Consider the following 21763-nt stretch of genomic DNA (forward strand, 5'->3'; position numbering starts at 1 on the left):
TCTAGAAGTTTTAAAATAATGTTTTATCAGGAGCTTTATTTTTATCATACTTTAAATCGCTAAGCATAGAAGATTTTACACCAACAAAGAAATAGTATGTTTGTCGCGTTCCAAAAGGAACCCAGTTAAAGTTTAATTTCCAGCTATCTAAATCTCTAGAAAAACGAAGTTGAGTATAACTAAAACCTTGGTTTTTCATATCGTAACCAGATGAAAATCCAACGGCCCATTTAGGTGTTAAATCTATATCTCCAGAAAACATTAATGAATGTGATGAAATTTCGTTTTGCCTAGCACTATTTGAATAATTTAGAGCGTATGCCAATTTTAAAGTCCAAGGCATATTTGCAAGATATAATTTGGCTTCTTTTTCTTCTCCTTCTTCTTCGTTACCTCCAAGTTGATTTGAGTTTCTTAAATTTTCACCAAAAATACCATCAGAGTTATTGGCATCTCTATTTCTATCAGCAGCACTGTTTCCTTTCTTGTTATCTTTAGATGAAAGAGAATAGTTCATAGTTAAACCTGCGTTTGTAATTCTAAATAAACTACCGCCATTGTTTATATTAAAGGTGTTTATACGTTTACCTGTAACATCTATAGCATATGGGTCTAATGTTGCACGGGCGTTTAATGATAATTTATTGTCAAATAACTTTGTTCCGGCAGTCATATTAACAGGGCTCCATTTTAAAGAGTCAGCTGCCATATTGTAGCTGGTTGAAAAGTTTAAATTGTTTAGTAAAATAATTTTTTTTGCTTCAGTCTCGGTTGAATCTTTTGAACGTAATTTGGCTTCAACATTGTTATTTAAAGCAATACTTAAACTGTTTGAAAGCCCACTTCCAGGTGTTCCATAAAGTCCACCTTCAAAAGGAGAGTATGTAGCAATATCTGTTGGATCTTCACTTTGTTGAAATTCTTCATTATAATTTGAAGCAAAATCTGGGCGGTAAGAATAAGATAAACTTGGTCTAACCGTATGCCTAATAGCTTCAATTTTTCCTTTTTTAAATTTAAACATACCATATAAGGTAGTAGATAATGAAACAGAAGAGCTATACTCTCTAAAAGAATTAAAACCACTTACAGTATCTTTGACAACAGCATTTTCAACATCATCAAATTCTTTTGTAAGTCTATCAAATTGCCAAACTTCATTATATGAAACACTTGGAGATATAGTAAAATATTTAAGCGCTTTCATATTGGTGTTTAATGATGCTGTGTGTTTTACACCGGCTCTGGCTTGATCAAACATTTCTTTTTTGAAAAAAGAATCATCATCTGTAGTTATTCTATTTTCTGCTTTCATAGAATAATTTAATCCAATTTTTTGAATTGCATTCTTTTTTGTGCCTCCTTTACCTGCCAATGGATAAAGCCTATCCATATTTAATTGAAAATTAGGCAATGTCATATTAATAGTTTCTGTATTTGTGTTTTGCGAGTGTGTAACAGCCATATTTATATTAAATGGTGTACCCACAAATTTTTTGTAATAAGAAACAGAAGAACTTAAAGTATTGTTTAAAAACGAGTTTGTATTGTATTCGTTATTAGATTGTTTATAGTATTTACTACTACCCATATTCACAGAAGCAGAAAATCTAGAGTTTGGGCTTGCTTTACTATCTTGACTGTGACTCCATCTAAGGTTATAGTTTGCGGTTTTACCATAATCGTCAAGACCTTTTAAACTGCTAATTAAATTTTCGTACCTAAACGTAAAGTTACCAGAATACCTATAGCGTTTTTTATAGCTAGATTCGGCTCTTAAACCCCAGCTACCATTTGTGTATATGTCACCTAAAACGGCTAAATCTAAATTATCGTTAACAACAAAATAGTAACCTCCATTTTGTAAAAAATAACCTTGCGTATTGTTTTCACCCCAAGTAGGCATTAAAAAACCTGAAGTTCTTCCTTTTGTTAAAGGTACATATGCAAAAGGTAAAATAACAGGTGTTGGAACATCAGCTAATACCAATTGACTACTACCAGCAACTAATTTACTGTCTTTTATAAACTTTGCTTTTTTAATTTTTATATAATAATCTGGATTTTCTTTTTGAGATGAGGTTATTTTAATGTTCTCAATAAAAATAATTGAGTCGTTATATTTTTTACTGTTTTCACCTAAAATAATTAAACCTTCTTGTTCGGTTTTTAAATTCCAAATTTTAGCTTTTTCACTTTTGAAGTTAAACATTAATGAATCTTGAACAGACTCTTGTGAGCCTTGTGTAAAAACAGGGTGTTGTGCATACTCACCAATACTATCTTTTATTCCTTTGGCAAGTATAATATTAGTATTGTTATTAATTTCAATATAACCAGCCTGAAGGTTAATGTCTCCGTAATTAACCTTGGCATTTTTATACAGTATAATTTTATTGTTTTTAATGTCTTGCCTAATTAAACTATCTGCACTGTGTTCAATAATGTTTTCTAAAACTTCTTTAGGCTTTATTGTGTCAACCTTTTTAATTAGTAAAGAATCTTTATTAAAAACTAGAGAGTCTTTAAGAACAGTTGGTGTAACTGTATCTTTTACCTTTGCAGGAATTTTTTTACTGGGTATAGTTTTTAATTCTTGCGAATACAAAAATGTATTACTGATAAAAACAGCAATTAAAAATAATATTGAATATTTAGTATTCGTTTTAATAATATAGATTTTATAAAATACGTATTAAAATTGGGTTGAAAGCATAAGTTTTTTTAATTTAGCTTATAAATATTTCAACCAAAATTTACCATAACTTAATATATGGCCTAATAATTGTTTTAGCATATATTAGTTGCCAAAAATAATTAAAATAATTGATGAACTCACAACTCTTTCTAAAATTAAAATAACAACGAAATTCCTTAGTGTTTTCGTATTTTTTATTGCATTTCTTTTTGGAAATGAAGGCATTTTTGCTCAAAAAAAAGAATATGTAGTTGTTTTAGATGCAGGTCACGGAGGAAAAGACCCTGGAAAAGTTGGTTATAAAAAAATGAAAGAGAAGGATATTGCTTTAAATATTGTTCTTCAAGTTGGAAAATTATTAGAAAAAGAAAAAAATATTAAAGTTGTTTATACTAGAAAAACAGACGTTTTTATAGATTTATGGGAGCGTGGTAGAATAGCTAACAAGGCTGATGCAGATTTATTTGTATCCATACATTGTAATGCGCATACATCTAGTGCTTATGGAGCCGAAACTTGGGTTTTAGGTACACACGCAAATAAACGAAATTTTGAAGTTGCAAAAGCGGAGAACTCTGTAATTTTATTAGAAGATAATTATAAAACAAATTATAAAGGATTCGATCCAAACTCGCCAGAATCTATTATTGGTTTAACCTTAATGCAAGAAGAGTATTTAGACCAAAGTATTCAATTAGCAAGTATTATACAGGATGATTTAACCTATTCGTTAAAAAGAAAAAACAGAGGTGTAAAACAAGCAGGTTTTGTGGTTTTACATCAAACATATATGCCAAGTATATTAATTGAAACTGGTTTTATAACTAACAAAAGCGAAGCTTCTTTTTTAAATTCGGCAAGTGGAAAGCAAAAGTTTTCAGCGTCTATTTTTAAAGGGATTAAAAAATACATTAATCAGTTAAATATAAATACGGTTGCAAACTCAGAAATAAAAGAAGTAAAAACTAAAACAGTTACTTCAAGTACTTCAACAAGCGTTAAAATAGATAAATCTGTAGTTTTTAAAGTACAAATAGCCTCTGGAGGAAGAAAGTTAGCAACAAAAGCATATAATTTTAAAGGCTTAAAAAATATTGAAAGAGTTAAAGTATCTAAACTTTATAAGTATTATTTAGGTTCAACTTCAAGCTATTCAGAAATAAAAAAACTTCACCAATTGGCAAAGTCAAAAGGCTATAACTCTTCGTTTATTGTTGCTTTTAAAAATGGTAAAAAAGTGCCAGTAACAAGCGTGGTTAAAAAATCGTAGTATTAAACTTTACTACTCACAAAAATAATTAGTATTATTGCTATTCAAAAACACTTTATTTTGAAAATAACAAGAGAATTAAAAACAGGAATATTTGCTGTTGTAGTTATAGGCTTATTTATTTGGGGCTATAACTTTTTAAAAGGACTTAATATGTTTGACGGCCCTTTAAAAACCTATAAAACCGAATATGCGAATGTGCAAGGTTTAAATACTGCTAGTGTAGTAACTATTAACGGAGTAGAGGTAGGTAAAGTTGTAAATATAGAATTTGATAAAGCGCCAGAAAGAAGAGGGCATTTAATTGTTGAATTTAGTGTTGAAAATGATTTTGAATTCTCTAAAAAAAGTATTGCAAAAATTTATAGTGCTAGTTTGATGGGGGGTAAATCGCTTGCTATTGTGCCATCTTATGAAGGTGAAATGGCAGAACCAGGAGATTATTTGTCGGGAGAAATAGAATCAGATATTTTTTCTTCAGTAACCGAAAAATTAAACCCTTTACAAGCTAAAGTAGAAAATGTAATTGTTAGTGCAGATTCTTTAATGGTTGGACTGAATGATATAATTGATGCAAAAAGTAGAAAAAGTATTAAAGAAAGCATTGCTCAATTAAATTCAGTAGTTTCAAACTTTAAACAAGTTTCTCAATCTGTAAATACGTTAGTTAAAAATAATGAAGAAAAGTTAGGGAAAACTTTAAATAATGCTGAGGTAATGACTAAAAACTTAGCAAAGCTTTCAGATACATTATCTAACGCCAATATTGGTTCTATGGTTAAAAATTTAGAAACTACGGTTACAAGTATTAATGCTATTTTAACTAATGTAGAGCAAGGTAAAGGCTCTTTAGGTAAATTAATGAAAGACGACGGGATGTACACAAACTTAACAAACGCTTCTAAAGAGTTAGAAGAATTGTTAAATGAAATGAAATTGCACCCAAAACGTTTTGTACATTTTTCATTATTTGGTAAAAAGGATAAAGGTTATAAGCCTGAAGTAGAAAAAAAACAATAGTGCTATGAGTTATATTGATAATATATTATTTGCTGTTCTTTTATTTGTTGGAATCGGTTTTTTTGTAAAAAATGTTAGAAAACTAACAAGAAACATAAAACTAGGAAAAGATATTGATAGATCTGATAATCCGAGTGCTCGTTGGAAAAATATGGCTATGATTGCTTTAGGACAATCTAAAATGGTTAAACGTCCAATTGCAGGAGTGTTACATATAATTGTATACATTGGATTTATAATTATTAATATAGAAGTTATTGAAATTATAATTGATGGATTGTTTGGAACGCATAGAGTACTTTCGTTTTTAGGAGGTTTTTATAGTGTTTTAATTGGCTCATTCGAAATATTGGCATTTTTAGTTTTAGCATCAGTAATTGTATTTTGGATACGAAGAATGATTGTTAGAATTCCACGTTTTTGGAATAAAGAAATGAAAGGTTTTCCTAAAAATGATGCACTTTACATTTTATATTTTGAAATGGTTTTAATGTCGTTATTTTTAATAATGAATGCTGCAGATGTACCTTTTCAACAAGCAGATGCAGGTAATCCAATAAGTCAGTTTTTAGTACCAATTTTCGAAAATTTTAATGCTTCAACATTATTTTATATTGAAAGAAGCGCTTGGTGGATTCATATAGCAGGAATTTTAGTGTTCTTAAATTATTTATACTATTCAAAACACTTACACATATTATTAGCTTTTCCAAACACTTATTTTGCTAATTTAAACCCAAAGGGGCAATTAACAAATTTGGAATCTGTAACTAAAGAGGTTAAGTTAATGATGGACCCAACAGCAGATCCATTTGCAGCACAACCAGAAGGGGCAGAAAATGAAGTTCCAGAAAAGTTTGGAGCCAGTGATGTTGCCGATTTAAACTGGGTGCAGTTAATGAATGCTTATACTTGTACAGAGTGTGGGAGATGTACATCGGCTTGTCCAGCAAACCTTACTGGAAAAGAATTATCGCCTAGAGCTATTATGATGAAAACTCGTGATAGATTAGAAGAAGTAGGTAAAAATATAGATGCTAATAAAGGAGAGTTTAAAGACGATGGTAAGCAATTACTAAACGATTATATAACTCCAGAAGAATTATGGGCTTGTACAAGTTGTAATGCTTGTGTGGAAGAATGTCCGGTAAATATTGATCCGTTATCAATTATTGTTGATATGCGTCGTTACCTTGTAATGGAACAATCTGCAGCACCACAAGAGTTGAATAGTATGATGTCTAACATAGAAAATAACGGTGCACCTTGGCAATACAGTCAAATGGACAGGTTAAATTGGAAAGACGAAGAATAAAAGAAATCATTGAAGTTTTTAGATAAGGAAAACACGAATAAAAAATTACAATTATGAATGTACCTATTATGGCCGATTTAATGGCACAAGGCAAGCAACCAGAGATATTGTTTTGGGTTGGATCAGCGGGAAGTTTTGATGATAGAGCAAAAAAAATTACTAGAGCTTTTGTAAAAATTTTGAATCATGCAAATGTAGACTTTGCTGTTTTAGGTACAGAAGAAAGTTGTACTGGAGATGTAGCAAAGCGAGCTGGGAATGAATTCTTATTTCAAATGCAAGCTATGATGAATATAGAAGTGCTTAATGCTTACGAAGTAAAAACAATAGTTACTTGCGATCCTCATTCATTCAATACATTCAAAAATGAATACCCACAATTAGGTGGAAATTATAAGGTATTACACCATACACAATTTATAAATCAATTAATTTCTGAAGGGAAACTAGATATTACTTCAGATAAATATAAAAATGAAAATCTAACATTTCATGACCCTTGTTATTTAGGTAGAGCAAACTCTGAGTATGAATCGCCAAGAAGTATTATTAAAAGACTTGGCGTTAATTATACCGAGATGAAACGAAATAAAGCTACTGCTTTGTGTTGTGGTGCAGGTGGTGCACAAATGTTTAAAGAGCCAGAAAAAGGGGATAAAGATGTAAATGTGTTAAGAACTGAAGATGCTTTACAAACAAACCCTAAAATTATTGCTACAGCCTGCCCATATTGTAATACAATGATGACTGATGGTGTAAAAGCTAAGGAAAAAGAAAATGATATTATAGTGTTAGATATAGCAGAGTTAATTGCAAATGCTAAAAGCTTATAGAGCTATGAAAATTAAGTTACTTGTATTTATTTCGATTATTGCTTTTAGTTTTTCTGGCTGGTCGCAAAATAAAGTTTTAGACGAAGCAGCTGAGAAAACCTGTGAATATATGCAATCAGACGAAATTAAAAACCTTTCAGCAAAAGAAAAAACTCAAAAGCTAGGGATTTTTATGATTAAATTTTATTCAGAAAATGAAAAGAAATTTAAAAAATCAGGTATTGTATTAGATTTGGAAAAAGGTGAAGCAGGTGGAAGAGAATTTGGTAAAAAGTTGGGTTTAAGTATGGTTAAGTTTTGCCCAGATGTTTTAATGGCTTTAGCAGGTGATAAAAAGGAAAAAACAAAAAACGAGAAAAAAAATAATACATCTGTAGTTGAAGGGCAAATTGTTAAATTGGAAGGAAAAGAGTTTGCTACGCTAGTTATTAGAGACTTTGACGATAAAATTCAAAAATTTGTTTGGTTAAAAAACTTTAAAGGTTCAGATAAGTTAATTCAATCTGAAATTATAGAATTTATTAATGTAAGAGTAAGATACCAAAATATAGAATGTTATTCTCCTTTACTTAAAGACTACATTATTAGAAAGGAAATTGTAGAAATTGAATACATTTAAGTTTGTTTAATGATTAAACACTACATAAGCGCAGCGCGATTAAGAACCTTACCTTTATCTGTCTCAGGTATAATTGTTGGAAGTTTTATCGCTGCATCTCAAGGTTACTTTAATTGGTTAATTTGTTTATTAGCTATATTAACTACTATTGGATTTCAAATTATTTCAAATTTTGCAAACGATTATGGAGATGGTGTAAAAGGTACAGATAACGAAAATCGTATTGGTCCAGAAAGGGCAATTCAAAGTGGAGCTATTTCACCACAACAAATGTTAAATGCTATTAAAATTTCTGTAGCTATTACTTTTATTATTGCTATTGCTTTAATCTACGTGTCGTTTGGTAAAGATGACTTTTTTAACCTTTTTATTTTTTTTATTTTAGGAATAATGAGCATAGTAGCGGCTATTAAATATACAATGGGTTCTAAAGCTTACGGTTATTATGGCTTAGGAGATATTTTTGTGTTTTTATTTTTTGGCTTGTTAAGTGTTTGTGGTAGTTACTTTTTATATGCTAAAGAATTATCATTCTCAATTTTTTTACCAGCTGTTTCAGTTGGTTTATTAAGTGCAGGTGTTTTAAACTTGAATAATATGCGAGATAGAGAGTCGGATATTTTAGCAAATAAAAATACATTAGTTGTTAAAATAGGAGCTGAATTTGCAAAATACTATCATTATTATTTATTAGTAGCTTCATTTTTATTTGCATTTCTTTATACAATAATTAACTACACATCGATTTTTAATTTTTTATTTTTATTAGCTTACGTTCCAATAGCTAAACACTTTGTAGTGGTTTATTCTAACAAAAAAGCAAAACTGTTAGATCCAGAATTAAAGAAATTAGCTTTAAGTACTTTTTTATTCGCTTTACTATTTGGTTTGGGATTAATTTTATAATATTGCCAAACGTTATAAGAGATTAATGAAAAATCAATTTTTAGCAATATTTTTTTACTTTATGTATTTGTTGGCTATGGTTAAACCTATAGTGCCAATAATGGAGTATTATGCTAATTACGATTATATAGCAAGTGTTTTATGTGAGAATAGAGATAAGCCTTTTTTAGATTGTAACGGTAAATGTTATTTACAAAAGCAATTAGATAAAAATGATTTCAAAAACTCTCACGATCACAATTCTACAATACCTTCAATTAGTTTAGAGGATTACCCAGTTAGCCCTGTAGATTTCTTTAAGTATACCATATTTAATTTTGTCGAAGTTCCCACTTCAAATTATGTATATGTTAATTATGCATCGCAAAACGTTTACAACTCTTTATTAAAGCCGCCTCAGGTTATTATTTAATATACAGCACACTACATTAACTTTAAAAATTGCATACAGCTTATTACTAGCTTGTTATGCACAATAGTATATATAATAAATAATAATGAGAAAAGTATTACTAACTATTTCAGTACTATTTTTTGCTGCATTTTCTTATGCTCAAACAACTGAAATAACTGGAGAAATAATTAATAAAATTAACCAAAAACCGGTTGGTTACGCTACTATAAAAATATTAAAAAGAGGTACGTATACGGTATCGGACGACGAAGGAAAGTTTGCTATAACGGGAAAAGGTAATGTTGAAGTTGAGGTTTCGCATATAGGTTATAAAACACAACTTGTGAAACTTCAACAAAACATTATAATTAAAATGGAACCAGCTCAAATTGAGCTAAATGAAATTTTAGTGAAGTCAAACCCATTAGAAGACATTTCACAATCTGTTGTTATTACAGATGCTACCAAAAGAATAAGCCAACCGCGTAGTGTTGGACATTTATTTAAAGAAGTACAAGGTTTTGGTATAGTTAAAAGAGGAGCTTATGCATCGGAGCCTGTTTTTAGATCTTTTAAATACGAACAATTAAATGTTCAATACGATGGAGGTTTTAAAATTTTAAATGCGTGTCCTAATAGAATGGATCCAATTACAACACATGTAATTCCAGAAGAAATTGAAAAAATTGAAATTGTAAAAGGGCCTTTTACAGTTCGTTTTGGTCAAAATTTTGGAGGAATTGTTAACCTAGTGGCAAAAAATCCAGCAAAAACTAAAAAAGGTTTGCACGGAAGTGTAGAAGGAGGATACGAATCTAATGGAGGAAATTTGGTTACAGGAGCTTCTGTTCAATATGTAGAAGATAAATACGACCTTCACTTTAATGGGTCTTATAGAGAGTTTGGAGATTATGAAGATGGAGATGGAAATGAAGTGCCATCGTCATTTAGAACTACAGATTACTCTGTAAAATTAGGTTATAATCCAACAGTTAGTCAACGTTTACAATTAACTTGGAGGCAATCATTTGGTCGAGATATTGATCACGCAGGTTTACCAATGGATTCTCCGTTTGACGATAGTTATTTAGCAGGTTTGGATTATAAATGGGAAAATATTTCTGAAAAAATTGATAATTTTTCTGCAAAGGTTTTTTATTCATATGTAGATCATTTAATGACTAATGGTGGGCGTCCAAACTTTGGAATGTTAGATGCACAATCTCCAGTTGAAGTTGCTACTTATGGAGGTAAAGCCGAAATTGTTTTTACGCCTTCTAAAAATTCAAGAATTTTTGCTGGTGTAGATGCTAATGTTATTGAAAGAGATGGTAGCAGAACACGTATTGTTAAAATGATGAATGGTATGATGTTACCAATGCCAATGACTAAAGTTGATAAAATTTGGCAAGATTCAGAATTAGATGATTATGGTGTTTTTGTTGAGGGTAAGTTTAAGTTAAATAAAAAGTTAACCTTAACAAGTGGTGTAAGAGCAGATATTATTTCAGCAGTAATTAACGATCCTGAAGCTGATTTTTTAGCGTTATACGGAGGAAACATAGCAAATGCTTCAGAAGTAAATATTAGCGGAAACGTAGCTTTAAAATATCAAAAAAATGGGTTGCAAGCACAAATAGCTTTAGGTAGAGGTGTAAGAACTGCAAGTATGGCTGAGCGATTTATCAATCATTTTTCGGTTGGAGTTGATCCTTACGAGTATGTTGGAAACCCAAATTTGGATCCAGAAATTAATAACCAAATAGAACTTTCTTTTAGTAAAAGATTTAGCACTATTGAAATTGGAGCTACTGTATTTTATTCTTTGTTAGAAGATTATATTGTACCTGTTGTAAATAATTCTATACCAAGAAAATTTATGACAACAACACCTCCAACAGTTTCAAAACAATTTATAAATATCGACGAGGCTTCACAAACGGGAATTGAATTCAATTTTAATTATCAAGCTTCAGATAAATTGTTATTCACTTCTGAAGTTTCTTATACACAAGGTGAAAATACAGATTTAAATGAACCTTTAGCACAAATTCCACCTTTTATGGCTAATCTTGGCGCAAAATTCGAAAATAAGAATTATTGGTTAGCATTAAACGCTCGTTTAGTAGCTAGTCAAGGTAGAGTTTCAACATCGTTTATGGAGAGCGAAACACCAGGTTTTGGAATTGTAGATTTTAGAGCAGGATTTGAGCCTTTTAAAAATGTTTCTATAGGTGCGGCAGTATTAAATGTTTTGGATAAAACATATTACGAGCATTTAAATTATTCATTTAAAAATTCTAGTTTACTATCGGGTAAAATATATGAACCTGGTAGAAACTTTACAACATATATAAAGTATAATTTTTAATTGTTAGTTATACTTTATACGTTTGTTTGTAACCACGGAAATTAATTTTTTCGTGGTTTTTTTATGAAATAATTTCTGTAAATTGCAGTAAAGCAACTAATATTTTTTTTGACTTATGAAAATAACTTACCTAGGACACGCAACCTTAAGTATCGAAACTAAAGATAAAACCATTCTTGTAGATCCGTTTATTACAGGAAATGAATTGGCAAAAGACATTGATATTGATAAATTATACGCCGATTATATTTTAATAACACACGCGCATCAAGATCATATTTTAGATGTTGAAGCAATAGCGAAAAGAACTGGAGCTAGAATTGTTTCTAATTTTGAAATTGTAAATTATTTTGGCGAAAAAGGAATAGATGGACACCCAATGAATCACGGAGGTAAATGGAAATTTGATTTTGGAACTGTACATTATACAAACGCCATACACACAAGTTCTTTTCCTGATGGAAGTTATGGAGGACAACCAGGTGGATTTGTTATAGAAACCAGTCATCATAGAATTTATATAGCAGGAGATACAGCTTTAACTTATGATATGAAATTGATTCCAGAAATAATTGGAGAATTAGATTTAGCCGTGTTACCAATTGGAGATAATTTTACAATGGGAGTAAATGAAGCTATAAAAGCAAGTACATTTTTAAATTGTAATAAAATATTAGGGTATCATTTCGATACTTTTGGATATATAGAAATTGATAAAGCAGAAGCTATAAATAAATTCGCGAAGTCTAAAAAAGAATTGGTAATCTTACCAATTGGAAATAATTTAAAAATATAAATTAAAACTACTACTAACTAAAAACTAAATTTATGATTATTGCACTTTATGTATTATTAATTCTAGTATTATTAATAGTAATACTGGCTATTATTGCACCAAAAAGTTACGATGTTTCTCGTAGCATTTCAATAAACAAACCATTGCCAGAAGTATTTCAATATTTGAGACTAATAAAAAATCAAGATAATTGGTCTCCTTGGGCAGAGAAAGATCCAAATATGAAAAAAACATTTACTGGAACCGATGGAGAAATTGGTTTTGTGTCAGCTTGGGTTGGAAATAAAGATGTTGGAGAAGGAGAGCAAGAACTAATTGGAATAGTTGAAAATGAGGTTGTAAAATCGCAGTTAAGATTTTTTAAACCTTGGAAATCTCAGTCGGATGCGTATTTAAAAGTTGAAGAAGATGGAGACAGAACAAAAGTAATTTGGGGCTTTTCTGGAAACAATAAATTTCCAATAAGTATTATGATGCTTTTTATGAATATGGATAAAGCTGTTGGAAAAGATTTTGAGTTTGGGTTAAATAAATTAAAAACAATTCTAGAACTTTAGGTTTTAAATTTTATAACTATGAAGAGCAAAAGAGTTTATATTATGCTGTCTATAGTTATAATATTATTACTCATTCCTTTAATAGCTATGCGGTTTACAAGTGAAGTGAATTGGACATTGTCCGATTTTGTTGTAGCAGGTACTCTATTACTGGGAACAGGTTTTTTGTTTGAAGTAATAATAAGGATTGTAAAAGGTAGGCTTATTAAGATAAGTTTAATATTAACTCTTCTAATATTATTTTTTCTAATATGGATTCAACTTGCTGTGGAAATTTTTTAAAATAGATACTATAACTAACTAAAAACAAAAATATGAAAGCAAACTTAGGATGCTGGTTCGAAATTCCAGTATCAGATATGAACAGGGCGGTAAAATTTTACGAAACAGTATTTAATATAAAAATGCATATAGAGGATTTTTGTGGAACTCAAATGGGACATTTTCCTTTTGCAAAAGACAAAGAAGCTGCAGGCGCTGCAGGAGCGTTAATTTACAATCCAAAATATTATACACCAGGTACAAATGGTGTAATGTTGTATTTATCATCTCAAGTAGATGATGTAAGTGTAGAGTTAAGTAGAGTAGAAGCTGCTGGCGGAAAACCAATTGTTGAGAAAATGCAAATAACAGAAGAAATTGGCTATATGGCTGCTTTTATTGATACCGAAGGTAATAGAATTGCCTTACATTCAAAAAACTAAAATTTTTAAGTGATTGGCAGAGTAGAAATCAAATATTAAAAATGTGAAAAGCTATTAAGATAAAATTAATGGCTTTTTTAATTATTATTTTAATTAAAAATTTAATAAGTTGTACATTTCGGCTTTAAATATAAAATGAAAGCTACCTATAAAAAATACACACTCAATTTTAAACAAGCTAGTGGAACTTCGCGAGGAATTCTAAAAACCAAAGACACCTATTTTTTAATCTTAAAAAATGAGAAGAAAATAGGTTATGGAGAATGTGGCGTTTTTAAAGGTTTAAGTGTTGATGATAGACCAGATTATGAAGGAAAACTACAATGGCTTTGCAACAATATTCATTTAGATAAAGAAGAATTATTAAATACATTAATAGAGTTTCCTTCTATCCAATTTGGGTTGGAGCAAGCTTTGTTAAGTGTTAAGAGTAAAACCCCTTTTGAATTATTTCCTTCAAAGTTTACAACTTCAAAAGAAGCAATTAATATAAATGGTTTAATTTGGATGGGAACTGAAGCTTTTATGAAACAACAAATTTCAGATAAGTTAGCAGCTGGTTTTTCAACCATAAAAATGAAAATTGGAGCTATTGATTTTGATACGGAGTTAGCTTTATTACAAAGTATTCGAAAACAGTTTTCTTCAAAAGAAATAGAGTTACGTGTTGATGCAAATGGAGCATTTCAACCAAATGAAGCTTTAGAAAAATTAAAACAACTTTCAGAATTCGAAATTCATTCAATAGAACAACCTATAAAACAAGGTCAAATAGAAGAAATGGCGGAGCTTTGTTTAAAAACTCCTTTACCAATTGCGTTAGATGAGGAATTAATTGGTGTTTTTAATGTAACAAAAAAGCAAGAATTACTACAAACAATAAATCCACAATACATTATTTTAAAACCTAGTTTGGTTGGTGGTTTTAAAGGGAGTGAACAATGGATTGGTTTTGCAGATAAACTAAATATTGGTTGGTGGATAACATCTGCATTAGAAAGTAATATTGGTTTAAACGCAATTGCACAATGGACTTATATTTTAGGTAATAAAATGCCTCAAGGTTTGGGTACGGGAAGTTTATTTACAAACAATATTGAAAGTCCGTTAGAGGTTAAAAAAGGACATTTATGTTACAATACTAATTTAGATTGGAAAGTTAATTTATGAAATTTATACAGCAAGCATACAAAGGAGAAAACGAGTGGTGGACTTATATTGTAGTTTTACTACTATTTTTATTTGGTTGGCAATTTATTGGTGTAATTCCTTTAATTGTTACTGCTATTTTACATTCTAGTGATGTTGCAGAGTTTCAAAATGCAGCAGTAGATAGTTTTGCAAAAATGGGTATAAACTCTAACTTGTATTTGGTATTGGTAATATTTACCTTTTTTGGTGGTTTAGTAGCTTTATTTTTCGGGATAATTAAAATTCATAAGCGAAGTATATTAACTGTTTTAACTAGTAGAGAAAAGTTAGATTGGAATAGAATATTTTTTGCATTTTTTGTTTGGGCAAGCATAGGAATTATAGTAATTGGTGTAGATTATTATTTAGCTCCAGAAAATTTTATATGGAATTTTAAACTGGTTCCGTTTACAATTCTTTGTTTAATTTCATTTTTATTGTTACCTATTCAAACAACTATGGAAGAAGTATTGTTTAGGGGGTATTTAATGCAAGGTTTTGGAACTTGGTTTAAAAAAGGTTTTATAGCTTTAATTATTACTTCGGTTATTTTTGGTTTACTTCACGGTGCTAATCCAGAGGTTCAAAAATTAGGTTGGATATCTATGGTGTATTATATTGGCACAGGCTTGTTGCTTGGTATTTTTGCAATTATGGATGAAGGTATGGAACTTTCGTTAGGGTTTCATGCAGCAAATAATATAATAGCAGCAGTATTAGTAACAACAAATTGGACCGTTTTTCAAACAGATGCATTGTTAATTGATACTTCAGAACCATCGGCAGGAATAGAAATGTTTTTGCCTGTTTTAGTATTGTTTCCAATAGTATTGTATGTGTTTTCTAAAAAATATGGATGGAAAAATTGGGAAGACAAGATGTTTGCTACAATTAGAAAACCTATTGAATTAAACGAAGACGAATTTATAGCGTAGTTTTTTTCTGAAAGTTATTGAACGGAGTCGAAATTACAATAGGATACTGAAAATATGATAAAGAACCAATTTCATAAGAGTTTTAATCTAAATGAAAAATCATTTACAGAAGTAGAAGAGTTAATTAATTTTTCTAAAACTATTTCTGTTGAAGTGCATTCGTTTTTAATAGATTGGTTTGATACTAAGTTGTTTGTTGAAGTAAAAACTTCTGGTTCAACAGGAACTCCAAAAATTATAAAACTTCAAAAGGAATTTATGATAAATAGTGCTTTGGCAACAGGTAGCTATTTTAATTTAAATGAAAAAACAACTGCTTTACTATGTATGTCTGCAAATTATATAGCAGGGAAAATGATGTTGGTTAGAGCCTTAACTTTAGGTTGGCACCTAGATGTTGTTGAAGCAAATTCAAATCCGCTAAAAGATTTAGATAAAACGTATGATTTTTCGGCAATGGTTCCGTTGCAATTAAATAATTCTTTAAATGAAATACATAAAGTAAAAAGGCTAATTGTTGGAGGTGGAGTAGTTTCTAATGAATTACTACAGAAAATTAAAAATATTAAAACTGAAATATTTGCAACGTATGGTATGACAGAAACCATTACGCATATAGCAGTTAAAAGGTTAAATTATCATTCTGAGGGAAACGAAGAATCTCATTATACAACACTAACAAATATTTCAATTTCAAAAGATAAAAGAGGTTGCTTAATTATAAACGCTCCAAAGGTTTCTTCTGAAGAAATAATAACAAACGACCTGGTTGAATTAATTTCAGAAAAAGAATTTAAATGGTTAGGCCGTTATGATTCTGTAATTAATTCTGGTGGAATAAAATTAATTCCAGAGCAAATTGAAGAAAAATTATCTAGTATAATTAACAATCGTTTTTTTGTTGCTGGTATACAAGATGCTGTTTTAGGAGAAAAACTAGTTTTAATTGTAGAAGGCAATATAGATAACGGCACTCTGAACCAAGTAAAGAATCTCAATTCACTTTCAAAATTCGAAATTCCAAAAGAAATATTCTTTACCTCAAAGTTTGTAGAAACTCCAACAAAAAAGATAAATAGATTAAAAACTTTAAGTCTATTAAATAAAGACTAAACCAAAAATAGGTTTTACTAGCTGAAACTTACCTGTTACTCAATTTCATTATTTAAATGTTTTATAACAAGATACTTTTAAGTATTAATTATTAAAACATTCAACTATGAAAACTTATTTACCACTATTATTATCGTTATTTATTGCATTTCAAATAAATGCTCAAAAGAAAACTATAACAGGAGTTGTTACTGATGAAACTCAGCCATTACCTGGAGTATCAATTCTTATAAAAGGAACCTCTGAAGGTGTTGTAACCAATTTTGATGGGCAATACTCCATAGAAGCTTCAAAAGGTGATACACTTGTTTATTCATTTGTAGGAATGAATACTGTTGAGTTAAAAGTTGAAGATAAATTAGTTATAAATGTAAAGATGATTGCGAATGCAGCTTGTTTGGATGAAGTGGTTGTTGTTGGTTATGGAACTTCAAGAAAAAAAAGCATTACTGGGGCGGTTAGTAGTGTTGTAATTAGAGGGGCTTCTTCAATAAAAAAAGAAAGTTATAATGGTATTAAAGCAGGCACATTAACTGCAGGTGAAATAAATGATATTAATAAATGGCAAGAATGGAACTCTTTATCCAAAAGAAAATATGAGAATAAATGGGGATTTTATTTAAATAAAAAATTAACAGTTGTTTTAAAAGATGAAAATAAAAATGTACTAAACAATGTTAAGGTGTATTTGTATACAAATGAAAATGAAAAGGTGGCAGAGGTTAAAACAGATATAAATGGTGAAGCTTTATTTTTTTACGGAGTAAACTTAAAAAAGAAAGCTAAAAATTACATTGTAAAAGTGCCTTTTGATAATAAGGTTTATGGCAAAATTTTGAACAATGGTACCAAAAAAATTAATTTAAGATTACCTACAAAATCTAAAGTTAAAAACGCTGTAGATATTATGTTTACAATTGATGCTACTGGCTCAATGGGAGATGAAATTTCATATTTAAAAACTGAGCTTACAAATATTATAGATAGAGTTGGTGAAAGTGAAATGGAGAAAAGATTAGGGTTGGTTTTTTATAGAGATGAAGGTGATGATTATGTGATTAGAGATTTTGATTTTACAACTAATTTAACTGAGGTTCAAGAAAATTTAATGAAACAAAGTGCTGCTGGTGGTGGTGATTTTGAAGAGGCCGTTGAAAAAGCATTAGAGGTTTCTATTGCTAAACAATGGAGTGAAGATGCAAAATCTAGAATGTTATTTTTATTATTAGATGCTCCGCCACATTTTACGGAAAAAAATGTAGAGATAATTAAAAGTCAGATTAATAAAGCTATTAAAAAGGGAATTAAAATAATACCAATTGTGGCAAGTGATTCCGATAAAGATTTAGAGTTTTTAATGCGATTTTTTAGCATTTCAACAAATGGAACTTGTGTGTTTTTAACTGATGATAGTGGTGTTGGAAATTCACATTTAGAACCATCTACAGATTCTTACAAAGTAGAAAAGTTAAACGATTTAATTGTTAGGCTGATAAATAAATACACAAATGCTTAAAAATAAGGCAGTAATTTAATTACTGCCTTTTTTTTATCTATTAATATCTAAAAATATTTTTTCATCAAATAGCTTTAGAAACCTATCTTTTGAAATTGCATAAGGTTTTGAAGTGTAATTTTTAGCCTTATCGATTTTATAAATTTTACTTTGCCTAGAAATTTCATAATCATTTGCAATTAAAAATATAGAATCTTGGGTTATATTGGCAATTTTAACGGTAGAGTAATTGCTTTGATCTTTAAATTGAATTACATCGCCAACTTGCGGATTTTGTTTGTAATTTATAACATCTTTGTCGTGTTGTTTACCAGAGTAAACTGCAAATAAAATTAAAGCCGCAATAATAAAACCACCGCTCCAAAACCAAATCGGTGTTTTTGCGTTTCCTTTTGTGTTTTGGCAAGCAAGTTTTAATTGCTCATTCATTTGTTTAGGCTCCAATGTTGCTTTGCAATGGTTACATTCAGAAAGTACTTTTTTACCCATTGGAAAAATAGGAATCCAATAAATGTAGGCATATTTACCAAAAACAGATATAGTATGTTGTGTTTGTTGCTTACAGTGGTCGCAATTAATTCCACTGGCTTGTTCAGAGTGTAGGTGTTTACCTTTACTTCCGTAAAAAATCATAGTTGTTTATTTAAATAAACAGTGAAGATACTAAAAATATTTACTAAATATTTTAATAAGAACAAGTGATTTTATAACTATTAATCCAGTAAAAAACCAGATGGGTGTTTTTGTAGTTTCTTTTAATTCAAAATATGCCAGCTTAATATTCGCTGGCATATTTTGTAAAGTATATTGTTGTTTACATTTATTGCATTCTGAAGTTCCAGATTTTCCTCCAGATAAAAAAGGAATACTAAATAAATGCTTATAGGTTCCAATAATTGAAACTTTAGTTGCGTTTTTTTTATTGCATTTAGGGCAGGTTAAATCTTGTGAATGCTCACTTTTTAATATTGTTGATTTTTTTCCTGCTAAAAACATAATTAAACTTGCATTGAGTGGTATACGTTTTGAACATCATCATCTTCTTCTAAACGCTCTAACAATTTATCTACATCAGCTTGTTGTTCTTCACTTAAAGTATTTGTAGTTGTTGGAATACGTTCAAAACCTGAAGAAAGAATTTCTAAGCTGTTTTCTTCTAAATATTTTTGAATTGCTCCAAACTGCTCAAACGGAGCATAAATTAGAATACCATCTTCATCTTCAAAAACCTCTTCAACTTCAAAGTCAATTAATTCTAGTTCAAACTCTTCAAGATCTATTTTTAAATCTTCGGTTTTAACTCTAAAGTTACAAGTATGGTCAAACATAAAAACTACCGACCCAGACGTTCCCATATTACCATCACATTTGCTAAAAGCAGCTCTTACATTAGCAACAGTACGGTTGTTATTATCTGTAGCAGTTTCTACAACTACAGCAATACCGTGTGGTGCATAACCTTCAAACAAAACTTCTTTATAGTTAGCTGTGTCTTTATCGCTTGCTTTTTTTATGGCACGTTCAACATTATCTTTAGGCATATTTGCAGCCTTTGCATTTTGAATTACAGCCCTTAAACGTGAGTTAGTTTCCGGATTTGATCCTCCTTCTTTAACTGCCATAACAATATCTTTACCAATACGTGTAAAGGTTTTTGCCATTGCCGACCAACGTTTCATTTTTCTAGCTTTTCTAAATTCAAATGCTCTTCCCATAATTAAATTTTAATTTGTGTTGCAAATGTAAAAATTACAATGTGTTTTTACAACTTAGATTACTTATTAAATATATGAGATTGAATTGTTGTTAAAGATTTAAGTAAAAAAATAATCATTTGTACTCTATTTTTAACAATTAGTGCTTCAAAAATACTAATTGTACACTGTTATAACTTGTATATTTGATTGGTAACAAAAAACCAAAACAATGTTTAAAAAATCTTTTCTTTCAATAATAATATTTGTAATTAGTTTTTCTGAATTAATAGCTCAAGAAGCTATAGATGTACTTGTTTTTTCAAAAACATCAGGTTATAGACATAAATCTATAGAAACAGGACAAGAAGCTTTTAAAAAATGGGGAGAAAAAGAGAAATGGAATGTTTCTTTTTCTGAAGAAACTTCATATTTAAACAATTCAAATTTAAAAAATATTGAAGTTTTAGTTTTTTTAAATACAACATTAGAGGTGTTGGATACAGACTCTAGAATTGCTTTAAAAAAATACATAAACAATGGAGGTGGATTTGTGGGGGTACATTCAGCAACAGATACGGAGTATAATTGGCCTTGGTATCATCAAATGGTTGGAGCTCAATTTATCAGTCATCCAAAAACGCAAGTTGCAACAATGGATGTTAATCATACGTGTAATCATCCATCAATTAAGCATTTTGAAGAAACTTTTACAGTAAAAGATGAATGGTATAATTTTAAAGATGAGGTTCTGCCAAGAGTAAATGTGTTGTTAACACTAGACGAAAGTACTTATGAAGGTAAACGAATGCATAAAAACCATCCTATTGCTTGGTATCAATATTATGAAGGAGGTAGAATTTTTTATACAGGAATGGGACATACAAAAGAAATTTATTTTAATCCTGCATATAAAAAGCATTTGGTTGAAGGTATTAATTGGACAGCCAAACGTACCAATGTAGAGTTTGAAAAAGGTTGGAGTAATTTACTTGACCCAGAATTATCAAAGTGGAATAAATTTATGGGAGTTCCTCACGAAACTGTAGATATAAAATGGGAAGGGAAAAGTACAGATGGAAGAACAGGTAAGCCTTTAGGGCTAAATAACGATCCAAAAAATGTTTTTTCAACAATACAAGATAATGGTGAAACGTTGTTATATATTACAGGTGAAGTTTATGGAGGCTTAACAACTAAAGAAGAATACAGTAACTACCATTTTAAGGCACAATTTAAATGGGGCGAAAAAAAATGGGAGCCTCGATTAAACGCTAAAAGAGATAACGGAATATTATACCATTGTAACGGTCCACATGGTGCATTTTGGAATGTTTGGATGAGTAGTTTAGAGTGTCAAATACAAGAAGGAGATTGTGGTGATTTTATAGCTTTAAATAATGTATATGGTGATGTGCCTGTAGATAAATTAATAAATAAAAACGGAAAACCATATTTTGTGTATAATCCAAAAGGTAAATTAACACCTTTAAAATGGGGAGCTGGATTTGAAAGTGGACAAGCTTCAAAAAATAAATTGTATGAAAAACCAAATGGAGAATGGAATACCATTGAGGTGATTTGTGTTGGTAGAACAAGTTTACACGTTGTAAACGGGCATGTAGTAAATGTTATTAAAAATGCAAGGTATGATGTTGGAGGAAAAACAATTCCAATTGAAAGCGGTAAAATTCAAATTCAGTCTGAAGCAGCCGAAACATATTATAAAAATATTATGATTAAGCCGATATCAAAGTTTCCAAAAAAATATAGAAAGCAAGCTAAATTATAAGTTGTAAAAAACATAAAAAAGGGCAATTGAAGTTATTCA

General features: G+C 29.8%; 20 protein-coding genes. 16 read left to right on the top strand and 4 right to left on the bottom strand.

Translation table 11 applies throughout. From position 1 onward, the window contains the following. Positions 1-10: 10 nt before the first annotated feature. The gene (locus BLU40_RS11500) at positions 11-2608 is read right to left on the bottom strand and encodes a putative LPS assembly protein LptD (RefSeq protein WP_245729936.1); all 2598 of its coding nucleotides are present in this window, start codon (positions 2606-2608) and stop codon (positions 11-13) included. Between the two features lie 196 nt (positions 2609-2804). On the opposite strand from BLU40_RS11500, the gene BLU40_RS11505 reads away from it, so the two are divergent. The 15 genes from BLU40_RS11505 (at position 2805) to BLU40_RS11580 (ending at position 18238) form a co-directional block, all read left to right on the top strand. After that, on the top strand, positions 2805-3968 hold the full coding sequence (locus tag BLU40_RS11505) for an N-acetylmuramoyl-L-alanine amidase family protein (protein ID WP_245729937.1): 1164 nt from the start codon (positions 2805-2807) through the stop codon (positions 3966-3968). A gap of 60 nt (positions 3969-4028) precedes the next feature. After that, positions 4029-4988, top strand: a complete 960-nt coding sequence (locus BLU40_RS11510; protein ID WP_245729938.1) for an MlaD family protein — start codon at positions 4029-4031, stop codon at positions 4986-4988. A gap of 4 nt (positions 4989-4992) precedes the next feature. Further along, positions 4993-6303 (top strand): 4Fe-4S dicluster domain-containing protein, encoded by a 1311-nt coding sequence (locus tag BLU40_RS11515; protein ID WP_090123581.1) that lies wholly within the window; start codon positions 4993-4995, stop codon positions 6301-6303. A 53-nt stretch (positions 6304-6356) separates the two neighbouring features. Beyond that, positions 6357-7136 (top strand): (Fe-S)-binding protein, encoded by a 780-nt coding sequence (locus BLU40_RS11520; protein ID WP_090123584.1) that lies wholly within the window; start codon positions 6357-6359, stop codon positions 7134-7136. Positions 7137-7140: 4 nt separating this feature from the next. Next, entirely contained in the window at positions 7141-7755 is a 615-nt protein-coding gene (locus BLU40_RS11525) for a hypothetical protein (protein ID WP_139170955.1), read from the top strand. 9 nt (positions 7756-7764) lie between these two features. Then, positions 7765-8661, top strand: coding sequence for a 1,4-dihydroxy-2-naphthoate polyprenyltransferase (locus BLU40_RS11530; RefSeq protein ID WP_175454784.1), 897 nt, complete (start codon positions 7765-7767; stop codon positions 8659-8661). 25 nt (positions 8662-8686) lie between these two features. Then, complete coding sequence (locus BLU40_RS11535; RefSeq protein ID WP_090123588.1) at positions 8687-9073, top strand: hypothetical protein; 387 nt, start codon at positions 8687-8689, stop codon at positions 9071-9073. 85 nt (positions 9074-9158) lie between these two features. Continuing rightward, a complete protein-coding gene (locus BLU40_RS11540; RefSeq protein ID WP_090123591.1) occupies positions 9159-11426 on the top strand; it encodes a TonB-dependent receptor in 2268 nt (755 codons plus the stop codon). A gap of 115 nt (positions 11427-11541) precedes the next feature. Further along, positions 11542-12222: a metal-dependent hydrolase gene (locus BLU40_RS11545; protein ID WP_090123593.1), complete on the top strand. Its 681-nt coding sequence runs from the start codon at positions 11542-11544 to the stop codon at positions 12220-12222. A gap of 32 nt (positions 12223-12254) precedes the next feature. After that, positions 12255-12779, top strand: coding sequence for an SRPBCC family protein (locus BLU40_RS11550; RefSeq protein ID WP_090123595.1), 525 nt, complete (start codon positions 12255-12257; stop codon positions 12777-12779). 314 nt (positions 12780-13093) lie between these two features. Then, complete coding sequence (locus tag BLU40_RS11560) at positions 13094-13483, top strand: VOC family protein (protein ID WP_090123599.1); 390 nt, start codon at positions 13094-13096, stop codon at positions 13481-13483. A gap of 135 nt (positions 13484-13618) precedes the next feature. After that, positions 13619-14653: an o-succinylbenzoate synthase gene (locus BLU40_RS11565; protein WP_090123601.1), complete on the top strand. Its 1035-nt coding sequence runs from the start codon at positions 13619-13621 to the stop codon at positions 14651-14653. Next, positions 14650-15609, top strand: a complete 960-nt coding sequence (locus BLU40_RS11570) for a CPBP family intramembrane glutamic endopeptidase (RefSeq protein WP_090123604.1) — start codon at positions 14650-14652, stop codon at positions 15607-15609. Before BLU40_RS11565 ends, BLU40_RS11570 begins: the two co-directional genes overlap by 4 nt. Before the next feature lie 54 nt (positions 15610-15663). Next, on the top strand, positions 15664-16722 hold the full coding sequence (locus tag BLU40_RS11575; protein ID WP_090123607.1) for an AMP-binding protein: 1059 nt from the start codon (positions 15664-15666) through the stop codon (positions 16720-16722). Between the two features lie 106 nt (positions 16723-16828). Continuing rightward, entirely contained in the window at positions 16829-18238 is a 1410-nt protein-coding gene (locus BLU40_RS11580) for a carboxypeptidase-like regulatory domain-containing protein (protein ID WP_090123610.1), read from the top strand. A 33-nt stretch (positions 18239-18271) separates the two neighbouring features. On the opposite strand, the gene BLU40_RS11585 is transcribed toward BLU40_RS11580, so the two are convergent. The 3 genes from BLU40_RS11585 to BLU40_RS11595 are packed head-to-tail and all read right to left on the bottom strand — an operon-like array spanning position 18272 to position 19953. After that, complete coding sequence (locus tag BLU40_RS11585; protein WP_090123612.1) at positions 18272-18871, bottom strand: hypothetical protein; 600 nt, start codon at positions 18869-18871, stop codon at positions 18272-18274. 30 nt (positions 18872-18901) lie between these two features. After that, the gene (locus tag BLU40_RS11590; protein ID WP_090123615.1) at positions 18902-19234 is read right to left on the bottom strand and encodes a hypothetical protein; all 333 of its coding nucleotides are present in this window, start codon (positions 19232-19234) and stop codon (positions 18902-18904) included. 2 nt (positions 19235-19236) lie between these two features. Then, positions 19237-19953 carry a YebC/PmpR family DNA-binding transcriptional regulator gene (locus BLU40_RS11595; RefSeq protein ID WP_090123618.1) on the bottom strand — a complete coding sequence of 239 codons (717 nt, stop codon included), beginning with the start codon at positions 19951-19953 and terminating at the stop codon, positions 19237-19239. 211 nt (positions 19954-20164) lie between these two features. On the opposite strand from BLU40_RS11595, the gene BLU40_RS17775 reads away from it, so the two are divergent. Next, positions 20165-21724, top strand: coding sequence for a ThuA domain-containing protein (locus tag BLU40_RS17775; protein WP_245729939.1), 1560 nt, complete (start codon positions 20165-20167; stop codon positions 21722-21724). Positions 21725-21763 lie beyond the last annotated feature (39 nt).

Source organism: Lutibacter oricola (assembly GCF_900106565.1).
Classification (GTDB): domain Bacteria; phylum Bacteroidota; class Bacteroidia; order Flavobacteriales; family Flavobacteriaceae; genus Lutibacter; species Lutibacter oricola.